The sequence below is a fragment of the Pontibacter anaerobius genome (genome assembly GCF_026241195.1).
GTDB lineage: Bacteria > Bacteroidota > Bacteroidia > Cytophagales > Hymenobacteraceae > Pontibacter > Pontibacter anaerobius.
Map to the genome: position 1 here is coordinate 198,346 of NZ_JAPFQO010000007.1, position 12,248 is coordinate 210,593.

Consider the following 12,248-nt stretch of genomic DNA (forward strand, 5'->3'; position numbering starts at 1 on the left):
TTAGCTTTCTCTTATATCTTCCCAAACAATAGTTTCGTTCTGTCGCTGCTCAAAAAAATCAGTGCAGCGGCCATCTCCCCTGCCAGTTATGCCGCCGTCAGGCTCGCAAAGTAAGTTGCCCTCAGCGTCGAACAGCTGGCTCGGCACATCGCAGCAGCGGCCGGTGAGGTAGTATACTTGCTTTCCGCCATACGTGTAGCGGTAAATTTTGGCAGGTGGGTTGGCAGGCGCCTCCAGCTTTAGCTCTCCTATCAGCTTGGTTAGCCAGGCAGGGTTTTGCTGAGTTGCTGCATTTGCTACCGGTGTGCTGCCAGGTTTACAGGCTGTAAAAGCTACTGTGGCGGCAAAAGCTATAGCCCAAAAGCTACTTCTGCTAAGTGCGCTGCGTTTCTGTTTTCTCATTCGGGCGCAATTTATAGATTTTTACGGAAGGATAAATGTTGATACATCGTTTTGCGGGCACTAACACAGGTAAACTGGTTTAAACTTACGGATGTGGGCTTAAAAGTATACTTTGGCCAAGGCCAGCAAGTATGGCAGGAAAATGATAGTACCCACACAGGCCGCAGTAATGGCGGCCGCGAGTACGGCTCCTGCAGCCAGATCCTTGGCTTTGCCGGCCAGCGGGTTGTAGTGCGGCGACACCAGGTTCACAACCGTCTCGATGGCCGTGTTGAATATCTCAGCCGTAACCACCAGCCCGATACAGCCTATCAGGAGGCACCACTCAGTTTTGGTTACATCAAAGGCAAAACCCAATACCACCACCACCATAGCCCCGAGTACGTGCAGGCGCATGTGCGGCTCCGACCTGATGGCAGCGTTTATCCCCCTGAAGGCAAACCGAAAGCTGTTGTAGCGTTTTTTGAAGTAGGCGCGCAAGTATAGGCTGGTTAAGATCTAAGTATAAAGATAGAGGTTTGTACGCAGTTTATACTTTGGATGGTAGGCAGCATGTCATTATCACGGGTGCTGCTCCGGATTAAAGGTAATAGAGTTGGCGTTAACGCAGTACCTGAGCTGGCTTGGTGTGCGGGCATCTTCGAAGAGGTGGCCGAGGTGCTGCCCGCACTGCTGGCAGAGCAGCTGAATGCGGTGCCGGCCATAGGTATCCAGCTGCCGGTGCTGCACCTGCTCCCCCACCTGCGCCCAGAAACTCGGAAAGCCCGAGCCCACCTCAAACTTCTTGCTGGCCTCAAACAGCGCCTCGCCGCAGCGTGAGCAATTATAGATACCCTGTTCCTGCTGGCGCTGCGTTGGGTCAATCTTCTGGTTCCGTACAGTTATCATGTAAGCATCACCCGCCAATACCTGTTTACTTCGGGGAGAAGGAATCTATACTTCCTTCTCCAGGTCGTCTACAGCCACAAACTTCATCGAGAGTGAGTTTACGCAGTGGCGGATGTTCTTTGGCGTCAGGTACTCACCCTCGAACACGTGGCCCAGATGCGCTCCGCAGTTGGCGCACACGATCTCGGTGCGGCGGCCGTCTGGGTCTGGCACGCGCTTTACGGCTCCGGTTATCTCGTCGTCAAAGCTGGGCCAGCCGCAATTCGACTCAAACTTATACTCCGAAGTATAAAGCGGGGCGTTACAACGCCGGCACAAGTATACGCCCTCGGCTTTGTTGTGCTCGTACTCGCCTGTGCCCGGGTACTCGGTGCCTTTGTGCACTATAATGCGCTCTTCCTCCGGTGTCAGCTTGTTGTATTCTGATGGGTCTTTCGCAATTTTCATGGGTTTATACTTTGTGTTGATGCCTTTTATACGTTTGGTTTTAGGAACAGCGAAAAGTTAAGAAGGTTTTAGGTAGAGAATCAGCAGGCTTATACTTTGCTGCAGCACGCTTTATTTATGCCCCCTGGCCTATGTTTTGCGAAAGGCCCCCATCCATAAAGTAGCTCGAGCCGGTAACATAATCGGAGTCTGGCGATGCCAGGAATAAAGCTACCTTGGCGATCTCTTCCGGCTTGCCGGCTCTCTTCATAGGGATATTCTGTTCGCTTTCCCTGCGGGTTTTTTTATCATCCACGGCTTCCTGGTTCATAGGCGTCAGGATCATGCCGGGGCAGACGTTGTTTACGTTAATGCCATCTTCGGCCAGCTCCAAGGCCAGGGTACGGGTAAGGTTGCGAACACCGGCTTTGGAGGCGCAATAGTCTGCCGTGCCAGCCGAAACGATTTCTTCATGCACCGAGGAGATGTTGATGATCTTGCCCTGGCCCCCTTGTTGTTTTCTGTGCCTGATAAAGGCGCGGGAGCAGAAGAAGGTGCCGTACAGGTTGGTTTTGATGGTGCGGTCAAAAACCTCCGTGTCCATGTCGGCTACGTTAATGCCGGAGCCGTTTACCGCCGCGTTGTTCACCAGTATGTCGATGGCTCCGAATTCTTGCAGCGCCTGCGCAAACAGCTGCGCCACTTTCTGCTCGTCGCTGATGTCTACCTGAAGTATAAGGCCTCTCCTGCCTTCCTCCTGAACGGCTTCCAAGGTTTTTTCCGCGCCTTCCTTGTCAGTATAGTAGCAGATGACCAGGTGCGCGCCTTCTTTAGCAAATGCAATGGCGGTGGCCTGCCCAATGCCGGAGTCTGAACCGGTTATTAGCGCGACTTTATCTTTTAGTTTGTCCATAGTAGTAGTATGTAGAGTGGATGCTCCGGCTGTTTGTCGGCGAGAGCTTTATCTACATACTGTCTGGTTGGGCGGATGGTTTGTAAAGCATGAATTTACCTTTCGTGCAGTTTCTCAGCAGCTGCGCGTGGTAACTATGCGGAGGTAGCAAGTCTACTACTAAATGCAGCTACACCCGATCAGGTCAACTTCTGCATACCACAAGTAAACTATCTTGTCTCCCATCTTCATTACAAGACCTCTGGACGGCGTTTCCAGTTTATTGTTCAGCGGGAAAGTATCTGCATAGGTAAAGTATAAACCATCTACTCCTTTAAGCGATGAAAAGGTTATGGTGGCTTCTATACTTTCCGGGCAGTCGGCACACTGGGGTTTGTACTGCGCTTTGTTCAGTCTGTCAATGTCTGGTTGTGTTTTGTATCTCAGCTCCAGGTTATATCTGCTCCCGAACATAACTTTATCGTTTGTGCTGTAAGGCTGAGGATTTAGCTGGTAATGATAATACTCCAAGCATTCGCCGTTGTAAGAGCCAAAATTCTGAAGCTGTGTTTTCACGGGTTGCTGATCAGTAAAAGTATAAACTGATCTGTCTAAGTGCCTGAAAAGCGAATCTGCAAGCTGTTTGTGATAAACCAGTTTAGTTTCGATATGCGGATCTGCAGTTGTTGAGATGTTGTGGCTGTTCAGCAGTTTGTGCTCTGCGGAGATATCTGTATAGGTCTCATCTTTGGTATCGTACTGCGGAAACCCAATGACGCCTAACTCACTTTCATTTAGCTTAAACACAGGAAAAAGGAGTTGCTGTGGTGCTAGCTTGCCACTTTTATCAATTTCTGATTGGTGCAGGTACTCCTTCAGGTCGAGTAGGAATTTTCGGTTTTGCTCCGGCAACTCTGGGTTAGCAAGGGCTTTGGCAAGTATGTTCTTCTCGAAGAAACCGGCTTTTTCAGCATTCAGCTTTTCCCACTCATCATAATACGCTTCACACTCGCTTGCCAACTTCTCCCGGTTCACTTCGCTGTGTGCTTTGGTAACAGACTGGTTTGCTTGAATGGCTTCTTCAGACTCAGTAGCTATGGCTTCCTGTTTAGCTTCTCCTTGGTAGCAGGAAAGTATAAGAGTTGATGAAAGTAAGAACGTTACGGAGTAAATAAGCTGTTTCATAGCGGGATGCAGTGTTTAGGAGTAGTAATATAGTAAAGCGTTTTCATAGGCGCTAAACTTGCGGCATTGGGGTTTTGCTTTAGAATACTGTGACACCAAATTCCTTTGACAGCAGATCATCAAGTTGCTTAATGTCCGCTATTAGATCTTTGAAGTCCTGTGTAGATGATAACTCATGTTCGTTTTTCTGATACAGCTTTTTCAACTCGGCCATCTTAAAGTAAAATGATTGCGATTGTAGCTTGATCTGTAGTAGCGCTAACTTTTCTTCAATAGCCTTCTTTCTCTGTTTAGCCACTTCTACTGATTCGAGAGCCGAAGTATAGTCTAGTTCTTTTCGTTTGAGAGATTTTAGAAGTTCGCAATCATAGCTGGCGCATTGTTTCGGTCTTTGCGAGTAAATAGTGCAGCCATCGCAATACTTATTACAGGGCTGAATAAAAACCCCATCATTGCTCGCCTCCTCAATATCCATCAGTTCTTTTATCCTAGGCAACTCCTCGTGGCTAAGCTGTACAAAACCAATCAGGGTGCCATCGCAACATAACCCACAGGCCAGACAGATATTCGTTGAATCAATCATACTTTCTGAATTTAAGCACCTCTTTTCTGTGCTGTTTTAAAGGTAGCTTAAATTACAGCTAGCAATTGTATAAACGGAACACTACTCCTTTTAGTCACCTTTACTGGCGCGAGATTGCAAATCGTACTAATATGTCGTGATGAAAAGAGTACGAGCTATAAGCTCGCACTAGCGTGGGGCAACTAAAACAAAGTAATACCACACGTTGCGCTGTTGCTAGACTTGCAATCTGTTATAAACTCATAATACTATACTTTAGTGACCTTAAGAGTGTCAATCTTATCACTTTCAGCAATAGCAGCGATATCTTCTAAGGATCCTATCTCTAAAAATAAGGGCTCAGACTCTTCTCTTCGTATAAAAAATCTGAACTCACTCTGATACGAATATTGAATTGGTTTCTTGAATACCGACCACTTTCCATGATATCTTTTTAAATCAATGTATTCTACAGGTGAGTAGACTAATTCATAACCTGCTCTCTTTGCAGCTTTGCCTACTCTACTAATGAATTCATTTATATCAAGTATTAATACGCATGCATCACCAAATTTTTTGCAAGCACTGTCTATTTTAATATCACTTAAATCTTCTGTGGTTTTTAAGGCATACATTGAAAAAATGTTACCTTTAGGATTGTCATTCCATAACTGAAATCGACCTTTCTCGGCAACTCCTAGTTTGTTGTTTCCTAGATAAATCTTTATGTTGTTGATCTCCTTTTGTTCATACAAAGCTTCATGTTTATCTCCACGTAATTCTTCATCTTCAATGTGTCTAAACGCATTAAGATGATTCATAAACACGATCCCTTTCTTATAAAAGCTCTCCATGTGAGCCTTTTCTCCAAACTTTATTAAGGAGCAGATATCTACTTTCATGCAAAAGAATTTTCTATAAATATACAAAAAGCAGCCCCAAACGGAGCTGCTTTTCCTTTATCTATCTAAGACGCAAAATATTGCGTCTCTACAAGTATAATATTACTTCTTCAGACTACCGATCATGTCCTCCGGCTTTACCCACTCGTCATACTGCTCGTTGGTAAGCAGGCCAAGGGCGATAGCTGCCTGGCGAAGCGTGGTGCCTTCTTTGTGGGCTTTCTTCGCGATTTTGGCGGCGTTGTCGTAACCGATGTGCGGGTTAAGGGCCGTTACCAGCATCAGCGAGTTCTCCAGGTTCTCCTTAATGCGGGCCGTGTTTGGCTCGATGCCCACAGCGCAATGCTTGTCGAACGAGTCGCAAGCGTCACCAATCAGCTGAGCACTCATCAGCAGGTTGTAGATCATCACCGGCTTAAACACGTTCAGCTCGAAATGGCCGTTCATGCCACCCACCGAGATCGCCACGTCGTTACCGATCACCTGGGCACACACCATCGTCATGGCCTCTGCCTGCGTTGGGTTTACCTTGCCCGGCATGATAGAAGAACCCGGCTCGTTCTCAGGTATCAGGATCTCAGCGATACCGGAGCGTGGGCCAGAAGCCAGCAAACGGATATCGTTGGCAATCTTCATCAGGCTAACCGCCAGTTGCTTCAGCGCGCCGGAAGTCTCTACCATGGCATCGTGTGCGGCAAGCGCCTCAAACTTGTTCGGGGCCGTACGGAACTCGTGGCCGGCATACTTAGAGATCTTCTCCGCAACCAGCTCGGCGTAACCGGCCGGTGTGTTAAGGCCTGTACCTACGGCAGAACCGCCCAGCGCCAGGTCTTTCAGGTGATCCAGCGTGTTCTCCAGCGCCTTCATGCCGTACTCCAGCTGCTTCACGTAGCCGGAAAGCTCCTGGCCAAGTGTAAGCGGCGTAGCGTCCATCAGGTGCGTACGGCCGATTTTCACCACGTCCATGTAAGCTTCAGACTTCGCTTTCAGCGTGTCGTGCAGTTTTTTGATCATCGGCAGCGTATGCTCCACCACTTTCTTGTAAGCGGCAATGTGCATGGCTGTCGGGAAGGTATCGTTAGAAGACTGCGACTTGTTTACGTCGTCATTCGGGTGTACTTTCTTCTTCTCGTCGTTTAGCTCGCCGCCCAGCAGTACGTGCGCGCGGTTAGCCACCACCTCGTTTACGTTCATGTTAGACTGCGTGCCCGAGCCAGTCTGCCACACCACCAGCGGGAACTGGTCGTTCAGCTTGCCTTCCAAAATCTCGTCGCATACTTTAGAGATGATATCCGCCTTCTCCTGCGCCAGCACACCCAGCTCAGCATTGGCCTGCGCCGCCGATTTCTTAAGTATAGCGAAGGCCTTGATCACCTCCTGCGGCATCTGCTGCCCACCGATGGTGAAGTTTTGCTTTGAGCGCTGTGTCTGGGCGCCCCAGTATTTGTCTGCAGGCACCTCTACAGGGCCCATCGTGTCTTTCTCTACGCGAACTTGCATATGGTTTATACTTAGGTTAAAAGGATTATCTGTACGAAGCAAAACTACAAAAAAATATACTTGAGTGCAGTGCTGGACTTATTTTGTTAAGAGGAGGAAGGTAGAAGTCAGGGATTAGCCGGATTCTTTCCGGGCTCCGCCGCCCCTGCTTCGCCTTGGCTTCTAAAAAGATCACCCGCACGAAAACAGGAGAAGGAGTTCAGCAGGCGATCGTCATCCCCCTTCCCCCTTCTTTGTTGAGGGGCCTTACCCCAAGGAGGACTTGGTATAAGTGCATTAGCAGGATCATCCAACCACCCCTAGCCCCTCAGAGTTGCGCTCGCTACCTTCGAACTCGCGTTCTCGGTAGTCCAAGGAGGGGAGTTTTCCAGCAGACGATTTCATCCCCCTGCCCCCTTCGAAGGGGGACTTGGTTCCAGTTGCATAGCAAAGGCCATGGCTATCGAACTGATCCCAGTCTTTCCGTTGAGCGCCTTTGGAGTTTTTCCGGTGCCCGTGAGGGCATTGCGACGCAGGAGCAAAGGAAAAGGTCCCAGCGCGATGCAGGAAGACGAGCCCTCCCGGGCTGGAGGGAGCCAAAGCCAGAGATGCAACTGTAGGTTTGTAGGACTGAGGATCAGCAGTAGCTAATAAGGTTAGCTTGGTTCAAGCTAAAGGAAGCAGAGGCGATGGAAGTATAAAGTACGGATTGCGCGGATTAGGAAATCCGCGGCTGAAAGGTTCCGGACAAGGATGTCCGGAACAGCGGAAGTATAAACTGGCAAGTATAAAAGTATAGCCAAAGTATAAAGTATGGCTTTTCAAGCCAGTTGAGTCAGAAACGCAACATCATGTAAAGACACAAGTGTAAATACTTGCGCCAGAAGGGGGATAAGATTCTGTTAAGAAACTTGGTAGAAGGGAGATTATGCATATCCCACAAGGCTACCTAGATCCTTTCAGGATGACAAAAAGAGGAGAATGAAACAACCCTACTTACCGTATAACCCGGTGCCCGGAGCGCTCTGCCAGCAGTGCGATCATCTCCAGTTGCACAGGCTTCAGATAGGTTGTGTTCAGGTTTGTTTGGTCGCTGAAGGATATGAGGTACTCCCCCTCGGCCCCGAGGTAGTGTATACTTTCGATCTCCTGCATAGTATAGGTGCGTTGCTCTTGCAGCAGGTTTGATACCTCGATCTTGTTTTCGTCTATGGCCACATGCCACTGCATAGCATACCAGGCAATAACCGCTGAAACCAACAGCATAACTAGCAGCAGGATATTGTAAATACGGTTAGAGTTCTGGCCCTCCACGCGGAGCATGTAATTTTTGTACAACTCGTACTCGTTGCCCAGCAGCGCGCTTTGCACCAGGCGCAGCGGCACTATCGCTAAAGTTAGCCCCAGCAGCAGGCCTGGCGCAAAAAGCGCCCTGAAGTTAGGCGTGAGCACGTGCAGGTGTTCCTGAGAGGCATGTATAATGCTGGAGATCATGGCCAGCACACCGGCGCTGAATACCGACAGGATCGTGGCAAAAAAGAAATAGGCTATGGTCAGTTTCAGTTCCTGCTTCTGCATGTACTTCACCTCGTCGGCGGGCATCGGGGCTACCTGGCCTGCTGGCGAAAGGCGGCGCAGTGCGTATCGGACAACAGGCAACAGCACGGCTACGGCAAAGAAGGCGATCAGCAGGCTTTTCAGTATCTCAAGCATAGGGTAAGCAATTAGGCCGTAAAGTTAATACGGTATCCCCAATTTCCGATAGATAAAACCTAGTAACCAGGCCGGCCCGATGAGCAGGAACTGCAGGTCCTTCAGAAAAGACGGCTTTTTGCCCTCTACCTTATGGCCGTAAAACTGCCCTATCCAGGCTGCTACAAAAATAACCAGGCAAACCAACCACAGCGGTGCCTCTAAAGCCGCATCTACTACCTGCACAGCCCACAATACCACTGCGCACACCAGCGCCATCCCCAAAAACATGGTAACCGACAGCCGCAGGTAAAACAGCAGCCCCAGCAGCACCACCACTGTGCCGAAATGCACGTATGGCTGCACCTGCGCCAAAAATGGCTCCTTTAGGGCTGCGCTCGGTATACTTGCCAGCAACCCGATAATACTGAAAAAGATAAGTGGCACGCAAACCCAGTGGATGAGCTTGTTCGTGGGGTTTTGGTGGCTCTCGCCGTAGGCGTCAAACCATTGCTGCATTGTTCTCATGGTGCTGTGGCTATTGTTCAGAATTATCAAAACAGGCATCAGGCAAGTATGCTTTCTGCAAATTTTGTATTATATGGATAGTGTGGGCCAGTCCTTTCCCTTCTTGCTCCGGTGCTTGAGTAATATACTATGAAAGCTATAATTTTGCAGCCATAATTGCAAGAGGACCACTTCTATCAGCCAAAATGGTAGATTGTCTTTTTCCGGGGGCTATTGAACTTTTTGTGTTGGTAGATGGCTTTGTTTTTTATACATTTGAAGAAGAACGTACTATGATGGGCAGGTTTTGGGGTGATTCCCCTGCCAGCCGCCTCCCGTTATTAAATCATAACTCATGAAACTTGCCAAGCTGGCTTCTTTTGTAAGAGATTATTTTATAGCAATATTCTCTTTCCTGCTCATCTTCCTGCTTACCCTCTTTATATATTCAGAAACTAAAAAGAAAGCGGAGGAGAGAAGCGCAAAATTGTTCTCTATACGCACTGAACAGGTGACAGAGGCCATAGATAAGCGCATGCGCGACTATATCCAGATTCTGGTTGGAGGTAAGGCCATGTTCATCTCCTCCGATACCATAACCCGCAAAGACTGGAACAACTACTATAAAACTCTGAAGCTGGAGGAGAGCTACCCTGGCCTGCAGGGCTTTGGCTACACGCATGTGGTAAGGCCGGAGGAAGTAGAGCAGCATGTGGCGCAGATACGCCGCGAAGGGTTTAAAAACTACACCATTACGCCCAAAGGCAAACGAGATTTCTACACCGCCATTATTTACCTGGAGCCTTTTACGGACCGCAACCTGCGCGCCTTCGGGTACGACATGTTCAGTGAGCCTGTGCGCCAGTCGGCTATGCGTATTGCCCGCGATACCAGGCAAGCCACCCTGTCGGGCAAGGTGCGGCTGGTGCAGGAGACGGGTAAGGATGAGCAGGCCGGTTTCCTGATTTACCTGCCTGTTTATAAGAATAATGCCGAGCCCGAGTCTATACAGGAGCGGCAGCGGCTCATCAAGGGTTTCGTTTATAGTCCTTTTCGGGCTAAGGATTTGATGACATCCGTACTCACAGATGACTTTACGGATATAGACATAGAAGTATACGATGGCACTGAGCCCTCGGAAGCTAGCCTGCTCTTCAGCACCAACACTAAGCCCTTGTTTGGCAACAACAACAGGGAATACAGCGACTTGAGCACCATCACCATCGGCAACCATACCTGGCGCCTTTATATATCCGCTAAAGAGGATTTTGGCAAATCAGCCGACTCTGAGCTGCCTTATTTCATCCTGATGGGCGGCTTTATCATAAGCTTGCTCATGTTCTTTATCATCTGGTCGCTTTCTAACACGCGCCGCTCCAACAGCCTGAAGCAGACCATTACCGATAATGCCACGGCAGCCCTCTTCATCATCGACTCCAGGGGCCGCTGCACTTTTATGAACCCGGCAGCCGAGAAAATGACCGGCTACACGTTTGAGGAGGTGCGGAAGAAGTCGTTGCACGATATAGTGCATTACAAGCACCTGGATGGAGCCCCCTTTCCGGCTGCTGAGTGCCCGATGTATAATGCTCTTTCCACCACTGAGCCACTGCGTGATTATGAGAGCGTGTTTGTCCGCAAAGACGGCAGCTTCTTTAACGTTTCCTGCTCCGTACAACCTATGCTGGAGAGCGGCAGCGAGGGCTACGCCATAATTGAGGTGCGCGATATTACCGACGAGTTGCAGGCCCAGCAGGCTATTATTGAGAGCGAGGCCCGCTTCCGAACCATGGCCGATAACGCCCCGGTAATGATCAAAATCATGGACGATGCCACCAATTTCATGTATGTGAACAAGCAGTGGCTCGACTTTACGGGCTTCAGCTTCGAAGACACCATCAACATGAGTTGGAAGAAAGTGGTGCATCCGGATGATTTAGAGCGAAAAGACAAAGTAACGAAGCAGGCCGTCAAAGACCACAGCGCTTTCAGGATAGAGTTCAGGATGCGCCGCTATGATGGGGAGTACCGTTGGGTGGTGGCCAGCAACACGCCGCGCTTCGGCCCTAACGACGAGTTTCAGGGTTTTATCGGATCAGTGATTGATATTACCGAGATAAAGGATGCGGAGCGCAAGGTGAAGCAAAACGCCGAGCTGCTGCAAAAGCTGTTCCTGGAGGTGCCTGCGGTGGTAGGGCTGGTACGCTACCCGGATTACCAGTACGTGCTGGCAAACCCGGAGTACCGCAAACTGTACGGCAACCGCCCGTTGGTAGGCAAAACTATTTACGAGGCACACACCGGTGAAGAAGGCCGCGGCTTCTTCGATCGCCTAGAGCAGGTTTTCAAGACAGGCGTTCCGTTTGTCGGGAATGAGGTGCCAACGGCTATTGACCAGAAGAACAACGGCGAACTGGTGTACGGGTACTTCAACCTGGTGTATCAGCCACTGATAGATGCAAATGGTAAAATAGAGGCGGTGCTGGTGTTTGCCGTGGAGGTGACGGAGCTGGTAAATGCACGGAAAGCGCTGTTGCTCACCAACGAGGAGCTGAGCAGCAAGAACAACGAACTGCAGCGTATCAACAACGACCTGGATAGCTTTGTGTACACCGCCTCCCACGACCTGAAATCGCCGATAGCCAACATGGAGGGCCTTGCCACGCTCCTGCGCGACATCCTGCAGGGCAAGCTGGAGGAAGAGGACATGGAAGTGCTGGACATGCTGCAGAACTCCATCAACAAGCTCAAGGGCACTATTGCCGACCTTACCGAGATTACCAAAGTGCAGAAGGAGCTGCAGTCGTCGATGGAGCCGCTCCATTTCGGGGACATGCTGCAGGATATCACCGCAGACCTGGAGGCTACCGTGCAGGAGACCGGGGCCGTACTGAATACCGACATTCAGGTAGAAAATATAAACTATGCCCGTAAAAACCTGCGCAGCATCATATACAACCTGGTGAGTAATGCCATCAAGTATAAATCGCCGGAGCGCAGCCCTGAAATAAGTATCAAAACCTATGAGGAGGGGGAGTATGTGGTACTGGAGGTGCAGGACAACGGCCTCGGCATTAAGAAAGAGCAGCAGCACAAGCTATTCACCATGTTCAAGCGCCTGCACACGCACGTGGAGGGCACGGGTATCGGCCTGTACATTGTAAAGCGCATTATCGAGAACAACGGCGGCAAAATTGAGGTGAGCAGCGAGCTGGGCAAAGGCACCACTTTTAAAGTATACTTTAAGCAGGTGTCTGTTGTGCAGGAGGTGTAGCTTGAGGTTTGTAATTAATCTATCCAGCTACCTATTCGC

General features: G+C 49.6%; 12 protein-coding genes. 1 reads left to right on the top strand and 11 read right to left on the bottom strand.

Going from position 1 to position 12,248, the window contains the following annotated elements; all coding sequences use genetic code 11:
• The 11 genes from OO017_RS11550 to OO017_RS11600 form a co-directional block, all read right to left on the bottom strand.
• Entirely contained in the window at window positions 1–402 is a 402-nt protein-coding gene (locus tag OO017_RS11550) for a DUF6970 domain-containing protein (protein ID WP_266052648.1), read from the bottom strand.
• A 99-nt stretch (window positions 403–501) separates the two neighbouring features.
• Window positions 502–882 (bottom strand): diacylglycerol kinase, encoded by a 381-nt coding sequence (locus OO017_RS11555; RefSeq protein WP_266052649.1) that lies wholly within the window; start codon window positions 880–882, stop codon window positions 502–504.
• Window positions 883–963: 81 nt separating this feature from the next.
• A complete protein-coding gene (locus OO017_RS11560; protein WP_266052650.1) occupies window positions 964–1,290 on the bottom strand; it encodes a peptide-methionine (R)-S-oxide reductase in 327 nt (108 codons plus the stop codon).
• 45 nt (window positions 1,291–1,335) lie between these two features.
• On the bottom strand, window positions 1,336–1,737 hold the full coding sequence (locus OO017_RS11565; protein ID WP_266052651.1) for a methionine-R-sulfoxide reductase: 402 nt from the start codon (window positions 1,735–1,737) through the stop codon (window positions 1,336–1,338).
• A 115-nt stretch (window positions 1,738–1,852) separates the two neighbouring features.
• Window positions 1,853–2,629, bottom strand: coding sequence for an SDR family NAD(P)-dependent oxidoreductase (locus OO017_RS11570; RefSeq protein WP_266052652.1), 777 nt, complete (start codon window positions 2,627–2,629; stop codon window positions 1,853–1,855).
• 159 nt (window positions 2,630–2,788) lie between these two features.
• Complete coding sequence (locus OO017_RS11575) at window positions 2,789–3,793, bottom strand: hypothetical protein (RefSeq protein WP_266052653.1); 1,005 nt, start codon at window positions 3,791–3,793, stop codon at window positions 2,789–2,791.
• Window positions 3,794–3,872: 79 nt separating this feature from the next.
• Entirely contained in the window at window positions 3,873–4,376 is a 504-nt protein-coding gene (locus OO017_RS11580) for a YkgJ family cysteine cluster protein (RefSeq protein ID WP_266052654.1), read from the bottom strand.
• A 248-nt stretch (window positions 4,377–4,624) separates the two neighbouring features.
• Window positions 4,625–5,257, bottom strand: a complete 633-nt coding sequence (locus OO017_RS11585) for a hypothetical protein (RefSeq protein WP_266052655.1) — start codon at window positions 5,255–5,257, stop codon at window positions 4,625–4,627.
• 102 nt (window positions 5,258–5,359) lie between these two features.
• Complete coding sequence (fumC, locus tag OO017_RS11590; RefSeq protein WP_266052656.1) at window positions 5,360–6,757, bottom strand: class II fumarate hydratase; 1,398 nt, start codon at window positions 6,755–6,757, stop codon at window positions 5,360–5,362.
• A gap of 975 nt (window positions 6,758–7,732) precedes the next feature.
• Window positions 7,733–8,449, bottom strand: coding sequence for a hypothetical protein (locus tag OO017_RS11595; protein WP_266052657.1), 717 nt, complete (start codon window positions 8,447–8,449; stop codon window positions 7,733–7,735).
• Between the two features lie 24 nt (window positions 8,450–8,473).
• Window positions 8,474–8,956, bottom strand: a complete 483-nt coding sequence (locus OO017_RS11600) for an Mpo1 family 2-hydroxy fatty acid dioxygenase (protein WP_266052658.1) — start codon at window positions 8,954–8,956, stop codon at window positions 8,474–8,476.
• Between the two features lie 334 nt (window positions 8,957–9,290).
• On the opposite strand from OO017_RS11600, the gene OO017_RS11605 reads away from it, so the two are divergent.
• Window positions 9,291–12,209 carry a CHASE domain-containing protein gene (locus tag OO017_RS11605; RefSeq protein WP_266052659.1) on the top strand — a complete coding sequence of 973 codons (2,919 nt, stop codon included), beginning with the start codon at window positions 9,291–9,293 and terminating at the stop codon, window positions 12,207–12,209.
• Window positions 12,210–12,248 lie beyond the last annotated feature (39 nt).

What these genes read in the sequence shown, in the direction of transcription:
- OO017_RS11570 (WP_266052652.1), bottom strand. Translation starts at nt 2,629, where the DNA reads ATGGACAAACTAAAAGATAAAGTCGCGCTAATAACCGGTTCAGACTCC.
- OO017_RS11560 (WP_266052650.1), bottom strand. Translation starts at nt 1,290, where the DNA reads ATGATAACTGTACGGAACCAGAAGATTGACCCAACGCAGCGCCAGCAG.
- OO017_RS11605 (WP_266052659.1), top strand. Translation starts at nt 9,291, where the DNA reads ATGAAACTTGCCAAGCTGGCTTCTTTTGTAAGAGATTATTTTATAGCA.
- OO017_RS11550 (WP_266052648.1), bottom strand. Translation starts at nt 402, where the DNA reads ATGAGAAAACAGAAACGCAGCGCACTTAGCAGAAGTAGCTTTTGGGCT.
- OO017_RS11575 (WP_266052653.1), bottom strand. Translation starts at nt 3,793, where the DNA reads ATGAAACAGCTTATTTACTCCGTAACGTTCTTACTTTCATCAACTCTT.
- fumC (WP_266052656.1), bottom strand. Translation starts at nt 6,757, where the DNA reads ATGCAAGTTCGCGTAGAGAAAGACACGATGGGCCCTGTAGAGGTGCCT.
- OO017_RS11565 (WP_266052651.1), bottom strand. Translation starts at nt 1,737, where the DNA reads ATGAAAATTGCGAAAGACCCATCAGAATACAACAAGCTGACACCGGAG.
- OO017_RS11600 (WP_266052658.1), bottom strand. Translation starts at nt 8,956, where the DNA reads ATGAGAACAATGCAGCAATGGTTTGACGCCTACGGCGAGAGCCACCAA.
- OO017_RS11595 (WP_266052657.1), bottom strand. Translation starts at nt 8,449, where the DNA reads ATGCTTGAGATACTGAAAAGCCTGCTGATCGCCTTCTTTGCCGTAGCC.
- OO017_RS11580 (WP_266052654.1), bottom strand. Translation starts at nt 4,376, where the DNA reads ATGATTGATTCAACGAATATCTGTCTGGCCTGTGGGTTATGTTGCGAT.
- OO017_RS11585 (WP_266052655.1), bottom strand. Translation starts at nt 5,257, where the DNA reads ATGAAAGTAGATATCTGCTCCTTAATAAAGTTTGGAGAAAAGGCTCAC.